Origin of the sequence: Mycobacterium botniense, assembly GCF_010723305.1 — a bacterium.
In the GTDB taxonomy this organism is placed as follows: Bacteria; Actinomycetota; Actinomycetes; order Mycobacteriales; family Mycobacteriaceae; genus Mycobacterium; species Mycobacterium botniense.
In genome coordinates, this window is sequence record NZ_BLKW01000001.1 from 13,572 (window position 1) to 29,958 (window position 16,387).

Here is a 16,387-nt window from a genome sequence, read left to right on the forward strand (position 1 = left end):
TCGGGCGCCACACGACGCGCATGTGGCGCCCGGGCAGGTTCAGCCGGAGTCAGCGTGCGGAGCGTTACGCGAACGACGCAGCCCGCAGACCAGGTCAGCCGGCGATGGTCAGCCGGCGATCAGCCCCTGGTCTTCGAGGTGGCCGCTGCGTAGCGTTCCTGCACATCCGCCCAGTTGACAACGTTCCAAAACGCCTTGGCGAAGTCCGCCTTGACGTTCTTGTACTGCAAGTAGAAGGCGTGCTCCCACATGTCGAGCATCAGCAGCGGCACGATGCCCAGCGGAAAGTTGGATTGGTGGTCGTAGACCTGGAATACCAACAACTTGTTGGCAAGGCTATCGTAGCCGAGGGCCGCCCACCCTGAACCCATCACGGTGGTGGCAGCTGCGGTGAATTGGGCGCGGAATTTGTCGAACGAGCCGAACGCGTCGTCGATAGCTGCCGCAAGTTCCCCGGTCGGCTTGTCACCACCGTTGGGTGACAGGTTCTTCCACCACAGGGTGTGGTTGATGTGGCCGCCCAGATTGAACGCCAGGCTCTTCTCCCACAGGGCGGTCGCGGAGTGGTCATCTTTGGCGCGAGCCTCTTCGAGTTTTTCGAGGGCGTCGTTTGCGCCTTTGACGTATGTCGCGTGGTGTTTGCTGTGGTGAAGCTCGTTGATCTGCCCCGAGATGTGCGGCTCCAGCGCTCCGTAGTCCCAGTCCAGGTCGGGCAAGGTGTATACAGCCACGTGGTTCCTTCCTTGATCGTCGATTTCGTTGTGACGCTCTCCTCGCAAGCTCCGTGCTGGCGCACGGCCCTACTCAACACTGCTCCATGACTGCGTCGGCCGCAACAACGCTGCGGTGACGCCTACCCGGTGCGGGCCGGTTCAGAACACAACGATAACGGCGAGGATCGCGAGCAACACCAGCGCGATCAGCCCGGCGCGCAAACCCGCGACGAGATAGGAGCGGTTCCAGGCCGGCGAGTCGGAAAACCACGGCGCCGATGACGCCGCTGGCCGCGGCCCGATGGGATGCATGACCATCAAACCACCCTGACCTGCACGTTCAATGTGGCCCCCAGTGAGGTGAATCACAACGGCAACTCGTGGTCGCGATCATAGCGCCTTGTGAACCTCGACGAAAATTGTCTCGCCGAGAGCGTCATGAGCTGCGCGTTCACCCCCGAGAGCGGCAGTGCTGAGCACGGATGGCCCCACAACCTGCCCAGTCGACCTGCTCAGTCGACCTGCTCAGTCGACCTGCTAAGTCAACCCGAAGACCAACGACCCGAACGCATCGATGAGCGCCATGGCTGAATCCCGCGCTGCCACGTCGGCAGCGAGATTCTGCACCACGTAGCCGATGTCACCGATCACTGATTGGGGGAACTGAGCTATCGCGGCGCCGACGCTGTACACGCCGGCCGCAAGCGCATCCTGGATCGTCGTCGCGTTGCCGGTGAGGGCGGCCTCGACCAGGTTGTAGATCGCCATCTGCGGCGGGGTGATCACGTCCCGGAAGTCGACGATGAGCTGCGTCAGCAATCCCGGATCTTGCGGAATGGGTTGCCCGTCGAAGCTGACCAGCGTCCATCCCTCCGTGGGGTTGCCTTCGAGTTCCACCACGCCGGCGTTGGGCAGGAACGGGTGTTTTTCCGGGCTGAGCACCGCTTCGACGAAGCGTGGCAAGAAGATCGCCAGATCGGGGTTTTTCGCGTTGAGCAGAGTCCAGGTGCTGATCGCCGCCTCACCGGAAAACGCGACATCGGTGACCTGGCCGTTCGCGCTGACGATCGGGTTGGCCAACGCGTCGGCATACATCGTGGCAACAGCGTTGCTGAAGTAGTCCTCGAAGGCGATCCCGTTGAAGTCCAACGAGCCCGGCATCGGCACGAATTCGTAGCCAAACGCCCACGTCAGCAGGGTCAGGTCGTAGAGGATACCGCCGGGGCCCGAATACGGGTCGCCCGCGTAGATGCCGCCACCGATCTCGTTGAGCCCGGAAAGTATGTGCGGAGTCTCCTGCTCGAGCGCGGCGAAGGGCGCTGCGGTCTGCGCCATCCGGATGTTTTGCCCTCGAAGATCCCGGCCACCGCGTCCGGGCTGCCGAGCTGATTGGCGAGTTGGGTTCCCACCTCTTGTGCCTCGTCCTGGCCAAGGTCGCTCAGCGGCGACCCGGGCAGCACGTTGCCGGCAACGACTCCTGTCGACACCGTCTGTCCGTGCCGCACGAGGTCGAGGACGATGTCCTCCTCGCCAGCGGTGAGTGCGACGTCACCGCCGCGGGGGCCGGCGGGCGGCGGGGTGGCCGGGATGACGGCGACGACGCCAGCGCCGGCAACGGCAACACCAGCGGCAATGCAGCCGAATAATTGACTCTGCTGCTGAGATATCTTAGGCATGGTCTCAGGCCTCTCACAGGCTGTGCCTCTATTATTTATAATGAGTGGACTATACAAATACTTTGCTGCAATTTCACCGCTGAGCGGTGCGTGGATTCGTCCGCTCGGTGGGCACTGTGTTTAGTTAGCGCGGCAATGGGTTTCGCTCGACCAGCGGCTGGCCTGTCGATGACGATCGGCGATCGGCTCATGTTATCCACAGGTTCCTCATCGATATCCGTATTGACACGACGTCAATGATGTGCTGACCCACAAACCCCTGTGGATAAAGCTGTGGAAATTGTGGATAGCGGGAAGTAGCTGCGGCCTGCCGTCGACCGGGCGTCCGGCTGTGTGGCGCGGGCCGCGACCGACCGCCGAGAGCGCCAAGCCGATCTCCGAAAAGCCGACGAACTGCGGCGGAGCTGCCAGTCTGGAGGCGACCGTGATCCACGCGCGATGCGTGCGAAGACCGGCCGCCGTTAGGCTGAGCGGGTGATCCAAGTGTGCTCTCAGTGCGGCACGCGGTGGAATGTGCGCGACCGCCAGCGCATGTGGTGTCCCCGCTGCCGCGGCGCGCTACTGGCGCCGTTGCCGGAGGCCGACCCGCGGTGGAGCGCACAGGGACCGACCCAGGCGCCGGTCACCGCCAGCCAGCGTCCAGCGCCGCAGCTGCCACCGGGCTACCGGTGGATCGCGGTGCGTCCGGGTGCTCCGCCGCCGCGGCGGCCGCCACGCAAACCTCTTGGGCCCACTCCGCGCTACACCGTCATACCGCGGTGGAGTCTGGCCGATCAGGTCGGCGAAGCCGCCCAGCAGCGGGCGTCACCGGTACGGCAGGGGCCGCCGGCGACGACGGTACATACGACCTTGTTCGCCACCCTCGTGGTGTTCGCCATCGCCGCACTGGTGTATGTGGTGCGATACGTGTTGCTGGTCATCAATCGCAACACATTGCTGAACCCGCTGGTGGCTGCGGCTGCGGTCTGGCTTGGAGTAGGAGTGAGCCTGGCGGCGATCGCAGCGGTGATCGCGTGCGCCGTGGTGTTGATCCGATGGCTGATTGCGCGGCGAGCCGCCGCGTTCATGCACTATGGCCGGCACGAGCCGCGCCCCGGCTGGAGTTTGTGGGCGGGCTGCCTGGTCCCGCTGGTGAACCTGGCGTGGGCCCCGGTGTACGTCATCGAGCTGGCCATGCTCGAAAAGCTCTATGCCCGGTTACGGAGGCCGATCCTGATGTGGTGGATCGTGTGGATCGCCAGCACCGGGGTATCGGTTTTTGCTATCGCGACCAGTCGGGCCCACGACGCGCAGGGAATCGCGAATAACACTGTCGCGATGACGCTCGGCTATCTGCTGGCGGCGGCGACACTGGCGACTCTCGTGCGAGTGTTCGATGGGTTTGAGCGCAAACCGATTGAACGGCCTGCGCATCGGTGGGTGGTGGTGCCCGTGGACGGGCAGGGCTCCCTGTCCCCCGCCGCCACGGTTGAGCTGCAGGGCCGGGAACCGGCAGCATAGGGGTATGACGTCGGCCGATAGGGTGCTGACCGGGCACCCTTTTGTGGTCGCTCATCGTGGGGCATCGGCAGCTCGGCCGGAACATACCCTCGCGGCCTATGACCTTGCCCTCAAAGAGGGGGCTGACGGGGTGGAATGCGATGTACGGCTGACCCGCGACGGTCACTTGGTGTGCGTCCATGACCGTCGCCTGGACCGCACATCGACCGGTGCCGGCTTGGTCAGCACGATGACGTTGGCCCAGTTGCGCGAATTGGAATACGGCGCGTGGCATGTCAGCTGGCGCCCCGACGGTGCTCATGGTGATACGAGCCTGTTGACGCTGGACGCCCTCGTCGCGCTGGTCCTGGACTGGCGGCGTCCGGTGAAGATCTTCATCGAAACCAAACATCCTGTCCGGTACGGCGCACTGGTGGAAAGCAAGGTGTTAGCGCTGCTGCACCGGTTCGGTATTGCCGCGCCGGCCTCCGCCGACCGATCCCGGGCCGTGGTGATGTCGTTTTCGGCGGCCGCGGTCTGGCGGATTCGCCGCGCGGCACCGCTGCTGCCGACGGTGTTGCTCGGGCGCGCCGCCTGGTATCTGGCCAGTAGCGCAGCGACCGCGGTCGGTGCCACCGCCGTCGGGCCGTCGATCACCACGCTGCGTGACCATCCGGAACTCGTCGACCGTGCCGCGGCGCAGGGCCGGGCTCTGTACTGTTGGAATGTCGATACGTTCGACGACGTCACCTTCTGCCGGGATCTTGGGTGGCCTGGATCGCCACTCACTACCCCGGCGGACCAAGGCCTGGCTGCAGAACGGGTCGACGGCGAGCCGGTGACGATCCGCGGCAGCGATGTCTCACCGCACAGTGCACCCACAGTGCCGCACCCCGATGGCGGCGACGGGCAGCACATGACGGCGGCCAGGACCGGAGCCGGGCGTTTCAGCGTAGCCAGCCCAGATGACCGGCCAGGAGTGCATAACCGACGAACGCGACAGTGTCGATGAGACCATGCGCGATCACCAGCGGCCAGAGTCGGCCGGTGCGGCGCCACACATACCCGAACACCAGCCCCATCGCGCAGTTACCCAGCCCGGCACCAAACCCTTGGTAGAGGTGGTAAACACCGCGCAGCACACTTGAGCAGGCCAGTGCGACGCCAGGGCGGATGCCCAGCTGCCCAAGCCGGGTCAGCAGATAGCCGACCACGAGCACCTCTTCCGCCCAGCCGTCGGCGAACGCCATCCCAACCAGCACCGGCACCCGCCACCAGGTCGGGCCCAGGCCGGAGGGAATGACGGAGGCGTTAATCCCCACCGTCCGCGCCGCGAGATAGCCGGCTAATCCGGGCAGGCCGACCACGGCGGCCAGACCAGTGCCGCCCAGCACATCGGCCCGCCAGCGGATCCGCCCCAGCCCGATTCGCGCCGGACTCACACCGCTACGCCACAGCAGATACACCCCCAGAGCACCCCAGGCGACCAGTTGTGCGATGACCGCGAGGTTCAGCCCGAGATCGATCAGGTCAAAGTAGGAGCGTCGCGGGTTGATCGGGATCCGCTGCGCGCCCAGATTACGCAGAACCTCATCGATGAGCTGCAGGATCGCGGTGAGGGCGCTGACGCCGAAGGTGACGCCCAGCACAACGGCGACCTCGATGCCCAGCGTCCGGCGCGGCGCCGGCGGCATTTCGGGTTCACCGGGCAGCGCGGTCACGCCCGACACGGTAGCCGCCCCAATGGTCCGCGTGAGCGGCGCCCGGCTAAGCGACGCATTGCCAAGCGGGCAGCCACCGGCTGCGTCAATCGGACAGAGCTAACACAAACTCTGCTGCGCACCAGCGCAATTCTGTCGACCCGGTTACTGTTTGGTCGTGGTCCGCATCGCGTATCTCGGCCCGGAAGGAACGTTCACCGAAGCGGCGCTGCTGCAGCTGGCGGCCGCAGGCATGGTCCCCGACCACGGCCCCGCTACCGTGCGGCGTGTGCCCAGCGAAAGCACGCCTGCCGCACTCGACGCTGTTCGTGACGGCGTAGTCGATTACGCGTGCGTGCCCATCGAGAACTCGATCGAAGGGCCTGTGGTGCCCACCCTGGACAGCCTGGCCATGGGTTCGCCGCTGCAAGTGTTCGCCGAGACAACGCTGGATGTGGCGTTCAGCATCGTCGTCAAGCCCGGCCGGACCGTCGCCGACGTTCGCACGGTCGCTGCTTTTCCCATGGCGGCCGCGCAGGTGCGGCACTGGCTGGCCACCCATCTGCCGGTCGCGGAGCTGCGGCCGGCGAACTCCAATGCGGACGCTGCGCAGCAGGTCGCCGATGGCCAGGTCGACGCCGCGGTCAGTTCAGCGCTGGCCGCCCACCACTGCGGGTTAACGGCGCTGGCCGACGGCGTCGTCGATGAACCCAACGCCCGCACCCGCTTCCTGCTGGTCGGCCCGCCCGGGCCGCCGCCGAACGGGGCCGACCGGACGTCGGTCGTGTTGCGGATCCACAATACGCCCGGGGCCTGGTCGCTGCGCTGAGCGAGTTCGGCATCCGCGGAATCGACCTGACCCGGATCGAGTCTCGGCCCACCCGCACCGAACTGGGCGCCTACATGTTTTTCCTGGACTGTGTCGGCCATATCGACGACGACGCGGTTGCCGAGGCACTTAAAGCCTTGCACCGCCGTTGTGCCGATGTGCGATACCTCGGTTCTTGGCCCACCGGTGTACTAGCGGGCGCACAACCACCGCCGTGCGACGAAGCAGCCCGCTGGCTGGCCCGGTTACGGGAAGGAAAACCGGATCCCGCCGGAGGCACCGCGCAATGAGCGGTCGTTTGGTGCTGGTGCGGCACGCCCAGTCCTACGGCAACCTGGAGCGCCGGCTGGACACGTTACCGCCAGGAACCAGCTTGACACCTCTGGGTCGGGATCAGGCCCGTATATTTGCGCGTACCCGTTCGCCGCGGCCCGCGATGGTGATCCATTCGGTCGCGGCCCGAGCCGCGGAGACCGCCGCGGTGATCGGCGCCGAACTGGGGGTGCCGATCCGCGAAGTCGCCGGCATCCACGAAGTGCAGGTCGGGGTTGGAAAACCGCAACGACGACGAAGCGGTTGCCGAGTTCAACGCGATCTACCAGCGGTGGCATCACGGTGAACTGGAGGTGCCGCTACCCGGGGGGGAAACCGGGCGCGACGTGTTGGACCGCTACCTGCCGGTGCTCACCGATCTGCGCATCCGTTACCTCGACGACCATGACTGGACCGGCGACATCATCGTCGTGAGCCACGGTGCGGCGATCCGGCTGGCGGCCGCTGCGCTGGCCGGCGTGGACGGCGGGTTCGTGCTGGATCACCATCTCGGCAACACTGAATCGGTGGTGCTGATCCCCATCACCGACGGCCGATGGAGTTGTGTGCGCTGGGGTGAGCTGTCGCCGCCGTTCTCCCCCGAGCCCGCGCCGGCTCCAATCGCCGACGCGGTGCGCTGCAACACCGACCCGATGGCCTGAGCAGCTCGCGGCACCACGCTGGCCGGGCACCTTCGAGATCACATACCGGCGGCCAGCGCGACCGGTTCACCGCACCCGCAGCCGACCATGTCGCACTCGATCACAAAGGTGTGCGGAATCAGCTCGGGGTCGTCGCAGCCGTCGTCAGTGCACTCCGGTCGGCGCAGCGCATGGCGAATGACGGTGCCGTGGCAGTGAGCCAAGTCTTCACGACAACCGCGGCAGCTGGTACCCATGGGCTGTTCTTAGCACCCGGCGCGGACAAACCCGTCGATGCCACGCCCATCGATTGCCAGTCATTGTCAGGCCCAGCCGAGTTCCTCCAGCCGGTCGTCGTCGATCCCGAAGTGGTGAGCAACCTCGTGGATCACCGTGATCATCACCTGCTCGACAACCTCGGCATCGGAATGACAGGCGTCCAGCAGCGCTTCCCGGTAGATCGTGATCGTATCCGGTAGCGCGCCGGCGTAGCTGGAGTCGCGTTCGGTCAGCGCTACCCCGTCGTACAGTCCGAGCAGGTCAGGTTCTTCGGGGTGGCGCTCGGCGACGAGAACGACGACGTTGTCCATAGCCGCGGCGAGCTCCTGCGGGATCAGGTCCAGTGCGTGGGAAACCAGTTCGTCGAACCGCCCGGGTCCATCCGCACGGCCATCGGATCATGCTCCTGGTGCGGGTGCGGCCGGAGCCGGCGGTGGCGGGGCCGGTGGGGCTTCCATCGGCGCCGGGGGAGGCGGCGGTGGGGGTTCGCCACCCGCAGCCGCCGGTGGTGGCGCTTCAGCACCCGGAGATGGCGGTACGGCGGGCGCCGGCTGCGGCGGCGACTGCGGAGCCGGCTCGGCAGGTTGGTGCGGCAGGTGCTGGTTGCCCGGCCGTTGCCCGGTCGATGCCGTCGAGGTGCCCTGGCTCAGCGGCACGGGGGGCACCGGGATCGGCGGCGGGTTGAGCCGCTCTTGGGGGATCTCCGGCGGCGGGATGGGTGGCTGGCCATTGATCAGCAGCGGACCCTTGGCGCTGTTGAGCAATGTCGCCCAGCCACCGTTGCCCAGGGTCGCGCCGATACTGCAGGAAACTTCCCGGCTACCGGCCGCCCAGCTGGGCAGCGAGACGGTGTTATAGGTCAGCGTCAGCGTGGTGTTGCGCAACTGGACCGGGGCAAGGTAAGCCTCTGTCAGCCGGGTGCACGAGTCTTTGATAAAAGTGTCCTGCTCAGGTTCAGGGGGCAGCGCGCCGGGGAATCTCTCGGCGAGGTTGACACTGCCGGTGACCTCCATGGCATGCGGTCCTGCGCAGTCGACCGGGGTATCGGTGGGTTGGTTGGTAGCAGGGTCGATACCGAGACAAGTTCCCGCCGGCCAGACCTTCGATTGATCAAGGTTGGCGACCCGGCCCTGGAAAGCGGCCTGTTGGTTGTTGGGGCCGGGCAGTTGCAGGCCGCACAGCACGCGGCGGTCACCAGACTGGCGCCAGGCGCGGTCACCCGACCACAGCATACTGATGCTGAACTTGCTGTTGGGGTCGTAGTGGTTTCCCAGGTAGCGCCGGACCGCAGCCTCGCACTGCTCCTGGCTGATCTGCTCGATACGAGCAGCTGACGGCGGCGCCGAATCGGGACCGTACTCCGAGCCCGGGAAGGTCCGCATATCGATGGACTCGGCGACCTCGAAACGGTGTTCGTCTTTGCACTCGACGATACTGGCCGCCTCGGGCAGGTTCTCCGGCCACATCAGACAGTCGCCGCTGGTGGCGCGGTTGAAAGCTTCGTTGCTCTTGACGCCGGTGCTGGGCACCGGGTTAGCGACCATGTAACCCACCAGCCGCCCCGGACCGGTGTCGCCGCTCGGCACCGCGGTGACCACGCCGGCAATGAGCAGGCCACCCAGGGCGGTCAGCAGCAGGGTGCGTCGTGTCGACGTGGCGCGCAGGGCATGCCAGGAGGGCAGCCGACGCCGTGCCGCCCGCGGCTGTTGAGCGGCGGCCGGTGAATCGTCCTGGTCGGTTGCGTCTGGCATCCGCTCCATTCTGACAGGCTGCATGACCGGCGTGAAAGCTGTTGCATGTGGGATCCTGGCTCCGGGCGCCAGGCCGGCGACGCTCGGCCCCGGCGACCGAAAGTAGGTTAAAGGTCGTGATCGACCTGAAGCTGCTGCAGGATAACCCCGACGCGGTCCGGCGTTCTCAGGTCAGCCGCGGCGAAGACCCCGCTCTGGTGGACGCCTTGCTGGCCGCTGATGCCGCCCGCCGGGCGGCGATCTCCACGGCGGACTCACTGCGCGCCGAACAGAAGGCTGCGAGCAAGAACGTGAGTACCGCCTCCGGCGACGAGCGTGCGGCACTGCTAGCGCGGGCCAGGGAACTGGCCGAACAGGTCAAGGCCGCCGAGGCCGCTCAGGCGCAGGCCGAGGCGGCGTTCACTGCGGCCCATCTGGCGATCCCGAACGTCATCCTCGACGACGTGCCCCGGCGGGGAAGACGACTATCGCGTCCTGGATGTCGTCGGTGAGCCCGCCGCCGTCGAAAACCCGCGTGACCATGTCGAACTCGGTGAGGCACTGGGGCTCATCGACATGCAGCGCGGTGCCAAAGTGTCCGGCTCGCGGTTTTATTTCCTGACGGGCCGGGGTGCGCTGCTGCAGCTGGGGCTCTTGCAGCTGGCGATGCGGTTGGCCGTCGACAACGGGTTCATCGCGATGATCCCGCCGGTGCTGGTGCGTCCCGAGGTGATGTCCGGTACCGGGTTTCTCGGCGCCCACGCCGAAGAGGTGTACCGCGTGGAGTCTGACGACCTTTATTTGGTCGGTACTTCCGAAGTTCCCCTGGCCGGCTACCACGCAGACGAAATCCTTGACCTGTCCGCCGGGCCCCTGCGCTATGTGGGCTGGTCGTCGTGCTTTCGGCGTGAGGCCGGCAGCCACGGCAAAGACACGCGCGGCATCATCCGGGTGCATCAGTTCGACAAGGTGGAAGCGTTCGTCTACTGCATGCCCGCCCACGCTGAAACCGAGCATGAACGATTGCTGCACTGGCAACGCGAAATGTTAGCCAAGGTCGAGGTGCCCTATCGGGTAATCGACGTGGCCGCAGGCGATCTCGGTTCCTCAGCGGCTCGGAAGTTCGACTGCGAGGCCTGGCTGCCGACACAAGGCACCTACCGCGAACTGACGTCCACGTCGAACTGCACCACCTTTCAGGCACGCCGGCTGGCGACGCGCTACCGCGATCCCAACGGAAAGCCGCACATCGCTGCAACACTCAACGGCACCTTGGCCACCACCCGCTGGCTGGTGGCGATACTGGAGAATCACCAACAACCCGACGGCAGTGTGCGGATCCCCGACGCACTCGTCCCCTACGTGGGCACCGAACTGCTGGAGCCCACGCACTGAGCGCTGCGGTCAGCCCGGAACCTGAGCGCTCAACCGCCGGTGACGACGCTGTCGTTCGATGGTGGCGAAGTAGAACGCGAAGGCAAATGTAAAACTGGTGAACAAGCTGCACACAAAGTACAGCCATGGACGCCGCACACCGTGACGGTAGCCGTCGACAATGCTAAACATTGGCAGCAGAACCACGTTCGCGATCGTATAGTCCTGGCCGGCGGAGCTGGCGGCTGGATTGGTGAACAGCAGCCTGATGTAATCCGACCAACTTCCGGGCCCCCAGATCGGATTGCCGTCCCCAGACGAGTAATCACGCACGAAACATATGTTGAAATACCAACCCAGCACGATCGAGGCGATACCGACGCAATAGTATGCACACTCAAGCATCGAAAACCGCGGTCCCTCAGTTGGCCTGGCGAAAACAGCGCAGTTCGACACGACGATCGCGCCGATCACCGTCAAGCCCAGCAAACCATGCGCCAACAGTGAGAACACGCGCGCCATCTCAGTGCCGATTCGTTGATTTGTCAATAGGGCAGAAAAACCGGGAAGACCGACCCGAAGAGGATCAACACGGCTGCCGGCCAGCCAGCAGCTCGTCGAGCAATGCGATAAACTCGGCCGGATGTGCCGGGGTGAATGCGGGCCTTGGCCGGGTTCCCGGTACGTCCAGCGTGATCAACGTCGATTTCAGCGGTCGACGTACGTCTAACGGCAGCCAGCGGCGCAGTCTGAGCTGCCCCAGATACGGAACCGGTGCAGCAGCAGGCCCAGTGGCTCAGCCCTGTATCCGCGGACAGTGTTCAGTGGAATGACTTTCGCTGTGCCAGAGGGAAAGTGGTAGCGGCGCAGGGTGATCGCTTGATCGTCCAGCTGCACGAGACCGTCGTCGTAGGACCGCCTGGCCGCCTTGCTCACAGCGGTGAACACCGAAGCTCGTGACCGCGTGCCGTGAGACAGCGGCCGGTGTCCAGATCCCACTGCCAGCCATGCATGTTGCAAGTCAATGTATTACCTTCGACCACACCGAATTTAGATAAGTCAGCCTTCAGGTGTGGGCAGCGGCGTTGAACTTCCCAGCGGTCCAACGCGATCGACGCAGTGTCATCATGTGCTTCAGCGAACCAGCCATTGGCATACGTGATCCGTTCGCCGGTAAGGCATTTGAAAAATGTATAGAGGTATTCGTTGTAACCACCGACCCGCCAGGCCCTGAAGCGGGTGGACAGGAAAATGGTGTTGACCCAGTCTGGTTCGTTGTCGCGCAGCACAGTGCGAACCAACTCCGGCGCGATAGCGAAGCCGTAGCGAAACTTCTCGCCGTTAATCGGTTCTCGCACAGCTCGTTTCGGAAAGTCGAGAACTATGGACTCGGAACCGATAACCAGTTCCACTGGGTAGCCCACACCGTCGCAGATCTCGTCGCTTTGCCACATGATCGGCTCGAACAGTTCCCGCAGCGGCGAGCAGCGCCTCGCCGGTCGCCGGGGCCCAACTGGCCTTCTCCGCGGCGATGACGGGGGCCATCCGGTCGGCGTAGTCGGAGAGATAAGCCGCCTTGCCGGTGGTGAACATGGCCTCAATCTGGTCGTGCGGCAGCGGGTGATGCACTGAGTGCAATACCGGACCGGTGAAGTCGGCGGTGGAACCGGGAATCATGAGCAGGCCGCGGTGGTGGCCGTGCGCACATCTGTTCCAGGAAGACCATCTGGTCGGGAAAGATATTGGCGGGATCTCCGTGGTCGTCGTTGAGGTAGCGCAACTCCGCATCCAAGAAACACGGCGGACCGGCGGATGGCACCACCCGTGGCCCCACCTGTGCGATGTACTGGCGGGCGCGGTCCATCTGACGCTGCCGCTTTTGGGTGCCGAAGGCCTTTGCGCGCGCCGGCATGTCGTAGACCATCGGGTACCAGATCGCCCCGGTACTGGAGCATGTGCACGTCGATGTGACCGAACTCGGCGGGCAGCATGTCCACCTCCACGGGGCGGGCATCGTTCATGTTAAAAACCGTGGTCTCGCCGTCGGAGATACCAGCGCCGAGTCGCCGATCGGGCCGTCAGCGGGGCTCCGCAACGCGATGATCATCACCTCAAGCTCGCCTTTAGGTCCGCTGAGCCGATGTTTGACCGAGTCGGTGGTCTCGAAAAACCGGTGGAAACCCAGCTTGGTCAGCTCGTCTCGCAGGTCGGGCACCGGATAGTCGGGCAGCAGTACCACCGCATCCTTGTTCACGTGCGCGGCCAGCAGCCTCGCGTCGAAGTGGTCCCGATGCAGATGTGACACGTAGAGGTAGTCGCAGTCACCCAGGGCAGCCCAGTCCAGTGTGCTGTTGTCCGGGAATGGGAACCACGACGCGAAATAGGCCGGATTAACCCAGGGGTCGCACAGGATGCTGCCCGCCGCGGTCTGGATCAGAAATCCGGCATGGCCGATGCTGGTGAGCTGCACGAATACCTTTCACGTACCTTTCATGCAGGGGTAGGACGATAGGACAGCAACGTCGTTTTGAGCTTAGCGAGCGGACTGGTGCTACGGCCGGTCAGCAACCGGGCAGAACCGCGGGAACTGCTCAGAACCCCCGCCTCACGTCCGAGCCCGAAAGACTTCCCGACGGGGCATTAGGCTGGGCGCTGTGGAGCCGGTGTATGCGACGATCATCCAGCTCGCACGCCTGACCTGGCGAGTGCAGGGTTTACAGTTCCATGTCACCGGCGTGGAGAATGTGCCCGCCAGCGGTGGGGCCGTCATCGCCATCAACCACACCAGTTATTTCGACTTCACCTTCGCCGGGTTGCCGGCCTACCAGCAGGGGCTGGGGCGCAAAGTGCGGTTCATGGCCAAGCGGGAGGTCTTCGACCACAAGGTCGCCGGGCCGATCATGCGGGCATGCCGGCACATCCCGGTGGACCGTGACAACGGCGCCGCAGCCTTTGACGCGGCGGTCGTGCTGCTCAAGGCCGGTGAACTGGTCGGTGTCTATCCGGAGGCGACGATCAGCCGCAGTTTTGAAATCAAGGAACTCAAGGGCGGAGCTGCCCGCATGGCTGTGGCGGCGGACGTGCCCATCATCCCACATCGTGTGGGGGCTCAGCGGATCTGGACCAAAGACCATCCCAAGAAACTGTTTCGCCCAAAGGTCCCCATCGCGGTCGCCGTCGGGGAGCCGATCGCCCCGACACTTCCGGCCTCCGAGCTGACTGCGCTGCTGCGGGCCCGGATGCAGCATCTGCTCGAAGGTGCAGGAGGCTTACGGGCCGCACCCGGCAGGGGAGTTCTGGGTGCCGCACCGGCTGGGGGGAGGCGCGCCGTCATTGGCGGAGGCAGCCCGACTCGACGCCCAGGAGGCTGCAGAAGAGCAGCTCGCCGGGCGGAGCAGGGTGGTGCCGCCGGAGCCGTGGAGTAACAGCGGATGGCGGAGCCGGTTTTCCGCGCGTTGGAGATTGTGGCTCGGGTAGTCGTCGCGGCCTCCGGAAGCCCCCTCAGCTTCAGCGGCGTGGAACACATTCCCGCCCATGGCGGCGCCGTGATCGCGATCAACCACACCAGCTATGTCGACTTTTTACCGGCTGCACTGGCCACATATCAGCGGCGCCGACGGCTGCGATTCATGATCAAGGCTGAGATGCAGCAAGTGAAGCTGGTGAATTACCTGATCAAGCACACCAAGACGATTCCGGTGGACCGCAGTGCGGGCGCCGACGCATATGCCGTGGCTGTGCAGCGGCTGCGGGAGGGGGAACTTGTGGGGGTCTATCCTGAGGCCACGATCAGCCGCAGCTTTGAACTGAAACCGTTCAAGACGGGCGCGGCCCGCATGGCTGCGGAGGCACGAGTCCCGATCATTCCTCTCATCGTGTGGGGCGCGCACCGGATCTGGACGAAAGATCACCCAAAAAACTTGGGCCGCAAAAAAATACCAATTGCGGTTGCGGTTGGTGCACCGATGTGCGCCGCCGAAGGCGTAGAACAGACGAACGCCGCACTTCGTGAGTCGATGACCGCTTTGCTGCACCGGGTTCAGCAGGAGTATCCGCATCCGCCCGGGGTGTGGTGGGTGCCGCATCGGCTGGGCGGCAGTGCGCCGACTTTAGCCGAAGCGGCCCGGATGGACGCTGCGGAGTTCGCGGCGCGGGCCGCACCACCACAGCAAAGTCCGGGTCGGGGTGGGCTGGACGAGGGGTAGCGGGAATGGCCGAGCCGGTGTTTCGCATCATCGAGATTCTGGTCAAGGCGGCTGTCGCCGCCACCGGGGCACGGATCACGTTTCTTGGCCAAGAAAACATTCCGCAACACGGTGGCGCGGTGGTCGCGATGAACCACACCAGCTATCTGGACTGGATTCCGGCGGCGTATGCGGCGGTCAACCGAGGCCGACGTCTGCGGTTCCTGATCAAAGCCGAGTTACAGCATGTGCGGTCGATTAACTTTGTGATCAAGCACGTCAAGCTCATCCCGGTGGACCGCAACGCCGGAGCCGATGCTTACGCGATCGCTGTTCAGCGCCTGCGTGAGGAGAACTCATCGGCGTGCATCCAGAGGGCACCATCAGCCGCAGTTTCGAGTTGCGGGAGTTCAAGAGTGGCGCGGCCCGGATGGCTCACGAAGCCGACGTGCCGATCATTCCGCTCATAGTATGGGGAGCTCAACGTATTTGGACTAAAGATCACCCAAAATCACTAGGAAGAAACAATATTCCAATCATCGTTAACATTGGAAAGCCGCTATACGCCGCCGCCACGCTAGACCAAACCCAGACGGCCCTGCGCGAGGCGATGACCACGTTGTTGCACGAGACACAAGAGTCATACCCGCACCCGGCCGGTGCATACTGGGTGCCGCGCCGACTTGGCGGTGGCGCACCGACACCGGAGGCTAACGCGCTCGACCAAGCCGAAATCGTCGAGCGCGCAGGACAACGCGCCGAGCGGGAACGGGCGCCGCGCAATCATCAGCCGGGGCGGCTTAGGCGGATGCAGTTTGCCCGCCGGATCGGCGCACCGCGTCGGCGAAACACCGGGACAGCACCTATCAGTGATGTTGGCGCACATGTGACGCCGGCGAGCAGTGGAAATGAATCGTGCGATGACACTGGTGCACAACCACGATCACACAGCAACGGTTCAGCTAAGGCAGTTGGGCAGCAGCAGCGAACGGGGGAAAACCGTTATGGCAGAGCCATTTTTTCGCATGATGGAAATCATCGTCCCGCCGATAGTCGCGGCCAACGGGATCACAATCACGTATGAGGGCCTAGAGAACATTCCCGACCGCGGCGGCGTGGTCGCACTGAACCACACCAGCTATGTGGACTGGCTCCCGCTTCGATCGCCGCCTACCGGCGACGGCGGCGTTGAGATTCATGATCAAAGCGGAAATGCGGGAGGTGTGGGCAGTCAATTACGTGATCCGGCATGCCAAACTCATTCCGGTTGACCGCAGTGTCGGCGCTGACGCATATGCGGCTGCAGTGCAGCGGCTCAGGGAGGGCGAACTCGTCGGGTTGCATCCAGAGCTACGATCAGCCGGAGTTTGAGCTGAGACCGTTCAAAACCGGCGCGCGCGTGGCGCGCTGGAGGCCCGCGTACCGATAGTTCCCTTAATTGTCTGGGGTGCAGCGGATTTGGGCTAAAGA

Annotated in this window: 10 protein-coding genes and 10 pseudogenes; 10 read left to right on the plus strand and 10 right to left on the minus strand. The window is 64.8% G+C overall.

Features of this window, described 5'->3' with window-relative positions; genetic code table 11:
• Positions 1-119 precede the first annotated feature (119 nt).
• From G6N08_RS00070 to G6N08_RS00075, 3 genes are all read right to left on the minus strand, one after another.
• On the minus strand, positions 120-731 hold the full coding sequence (locus G6N08_RS00070) for a superoxide dismutase (protein WP_163753123.1): 612 nt from the start codon (positions 729-731) through the stop codon (positions 120-122).
• A 141-nt stretch (positions 732-872) separates the two neighbouring features.
• Entirely contained in the window at positions 873-1,031 is a 159-nt protein-coding gene (locus G6N08_RS20065) for a hypothetical protein (RefSeq protein WP_170301251.1), read from the minus strand.
• Between the two features lie 219 nt (positions 1,032-1,250).
• Complete coding sequence (locus G6N08_RS00075) at positions 1,251-2,048, minus strand: hypothetical protein (RefSeq protein WP_246216551.1); 798 nt, start codon at positions 2,046-2,048, stop codon at positions 1,251-1,253.
• A 161-nt stretch (positions 2,049-2,209) separates the two neighbouring features.
• Between G6N08_RS00075 and G6N08_RS20385 the strand changes: the two genes are divergently transcribed.
• From G6N08_RS20385 to G6N08_RS00085, 3 genes and pseudogenes are all read left to right on the plus strand, one after another.
• Positions 2,210-2,359 (plus strand): hypothetical protein, encoded by a 150-nt coding sequence (locus tag G6N08_RS20385; RefSeq protein WP_246216552.1) that lies wholly within the window; start codon positions 2,210-2,212, stop codon positions 2,357-2,359.
• A gap of 504 nt (positions 2,360-2,863) precedes the next feature.
• Positions 2,864-3,889 carry a DUF4328 domain-containing protein gene (locus G6N08_RS00080; protein ID WP_163753125.1) on the plus strand — a complete coding sequence of 342 codons (1,026 nt, stop codon included), beginning with the start codon at positions 2,864-2,866 and terminating at the stop codon, positions 3,887-3,889.
• A gap of 4 nt (positions 3,890-3,893) precedes the next feature.
• Positions 3,894-4,710, plus strand: a pseudogene (locus tag G6N08_RS00085) (glycerophosphodiester phosphodiesterase).
• Between the two features lie 105 nt (positions 4,711-4,815).
• Here the strand turns inward: G6N08_RS00085 and G6N08_RS00090 are convergent.
• On the minus strand, positions 4,816-5,562 hold the full coding sequence (locus tag G6N08_RS00090) for a CPBP family intramembrane glutamic endopeptidase (RefSeq protein ID WP_163753139.1): 747 nt from the start codon (positions 5,560-5,562) through the stop codon (positions 4,816-4,818).
• Between the two features lie 184 nt (positions 5,563-5,746).
• Between G6N08_RS00090 and pheA the strand changes: the two are divergent.
• Positions 5,747-6,687, plus strand: a pseudogene (gene pheA, locus G6N08_RS00095) (prephenate dehydratase).
• A pseudogene (locus G6N08_RS00100) lies at positions 6,684-7,371 on the plus strand (histidine phosphatase family protein). The pseudogenes pheA and G6N08_RS00100 overlap by 4 nt, the downstream one beginning before the upstream one ends.
• 38 nt (positions 7,372-7,409) lie before the next feature.
• Here the strand turns inward: G6N08_RS00100 and G6N08_RS00105 are convergent.
• The 3 genes and pseudogenes from G6N08_RS00105 to G6N08_RS00115 all read right to left on the minus strand — a co-directional run bounded on the left by G6N08_RS00105 (position 7,410) and on the right by G6N08_RS00115 (position 9,389).
• Positions 7,410-7,607, minus strand: a complete 198-nt coding sequence (locus G6N08_RS00105; protein ID WP_163753127.1) for a hypothetical protein — start codon at positions 7,605-7,607, stop codon at positions 7,410-7,412.
• Positions 7,608-7,673: 66 nt separating this feature from the next.
• Positions 7,674-8,023: pseudogene (locus G6N08_RS00110) on the minus strand (metallopeptidase family protein).
• A 4-nt stretch (positions 8,024-8,027) separates the two neighbouring features.
• On the minus strand, positions 8,028-9,389 hold the full coding sequence (locus tag G6N08_RS00115; protein ID WP_163753131.1) for a septum formation family protein: 1,362 nt from the start codon (positions 9,387-9,389) through the stop codon (positions 8,028-8,030).
• Between the two features lie 107 nt (positions 9,390-9,496).
• On the opposite strand from G6N08_RS00115, the pseudogene serS reads away from it, so the two are divergent.
• Positions 9,497-10,754 (plus strand): annotated as a pseudogene (serS, locus tag G6N08_RS00120) (serine--tRNA ligase).
• 9 nt (positions 10,755-10,763) lie between these two features.
• On the opposite strand, the gene G6N08_RS00125 reads toward serS, so the two are convergent.
• From G6N08_RS00125 to G6N08_RS00135, 3 genes and pseudogenes are all read right to left on the minus strand, one after another.
• On the minus strand, positions 10,764-11,246 hold the full coding sequence (locus tag G6N08_RS00125) for a DUF2834 domain-containing protein (protein ID WP_163753133.1): 483 nt from the start codon (positions 11,244-11,246) through the stop codon (positions 10,764-10,766).
• Between the two features lie 73 nt (positions 11,247-11,319).
• Positions 11,320-11,669 (minus strand): annotated as a pseudogene (locus tag G6N08_RS00130) (hypothetical protein).
• Positions 11,666-13,203: pseudogene (locus G6N08_RS00135) on the minus strand (Rieske 2Fe-2S domain-containing protein). The pseudogenes G6N08_RS00130 and G6N08_RS00135 overlap by 4 nt, the downstream one beginning before the upstream one ends.
• 184 nt (positions 13,204-13,387) lie before the next feature.
• On the opposite strand from G6N08_RS00135, the pseudogene G6N08_RS00140 reads away from it, so the two are divergent.
• The 4 genes and pseudogenes from G6N08_RS00140 to G6N08_RS00155 all read left to right on the plus strand — a co-directional run.
• Positions 13,388-14,158, plus strand: a pseudogene (locus tag G6N08_RS00140) (lysophospholipid acyltransferase family protein).
• A gap of 6 nt (positions 14,159-14,164) precedes the next feature.
• Complete coding sequence (locus tag G6N08_RS00145; protein WP_163753135.1) at positions 14,165-14,938, plus strand: lysophospholipid acyltransferase family protein; 774 nt, start codon at positions 14,165-14,167, stop codon at positions 14,936-14,938.
• 5 nt (positions 14,939-14,943) lie between these two features.
• Positions 14,944-15,686: pseudogene (locus G6N08_RS00150) on the plus strand (lysophospholipid acyltransferase family protein); the annotation flags it as partial.
• A 235-nt stretch (positions 15,687-15,921) separates the two neighbouring features.
• Positions 15,922-16,387: pseudogene (locus G6N08_RS00155) on the plus strand (lysophospholipid acyltransferase family protein); the annotation flags it as partial.

Excerpts from the sequence above, each read along its gene's own strand:
- G6N08_RS20065 (WP_170301251.1), bottom strand. The coding sequence starts at position 1,031 with ATGGTCATGCATCCCATCGGGCCGCGGCCAGCGGCGTCATCGGCGCCG.
- G6N08_RS00075 (WP_246216551.1), bottom strand. The coding sequence starts at position 2,048 with ATGGCGCAGACCGCAGCGCCCTTCGCCGCGCTCGAGCAGGAGACTCCG.
- G6N08_RS00090 (WP_163753139.1), bottom strand. The coding sequence starts at position 5,562 with ATGCCGCCGGCGCCGCGCCGGACGCTGGGCATCGAGGTCGCCGTTGTG.
- G6N08_RS00105 (WP_163753127.1), bottom strand. The coding sequence starts at position 7,607 with ATGGGTACCAGCTGCCGCGGTTGTCGTGAAGACTTGGCTCACTGCCAC.
- G6N08_RS00115 (WP_163753131.1), bottom strand. The coding sequence starts at position 9,389 with ATGGAGCGGATGCCAGACGCAACCGACCAGGACGATTCACCGGCCGCC.
- G6N08_RS00145 (WP_163753135.1), top strand. The coding sequence starts at position 14,165 with ATGGCGGAGCCGGTTTTCCGCGCGTTGGAGATTGTGGCTCGGGTAGTC.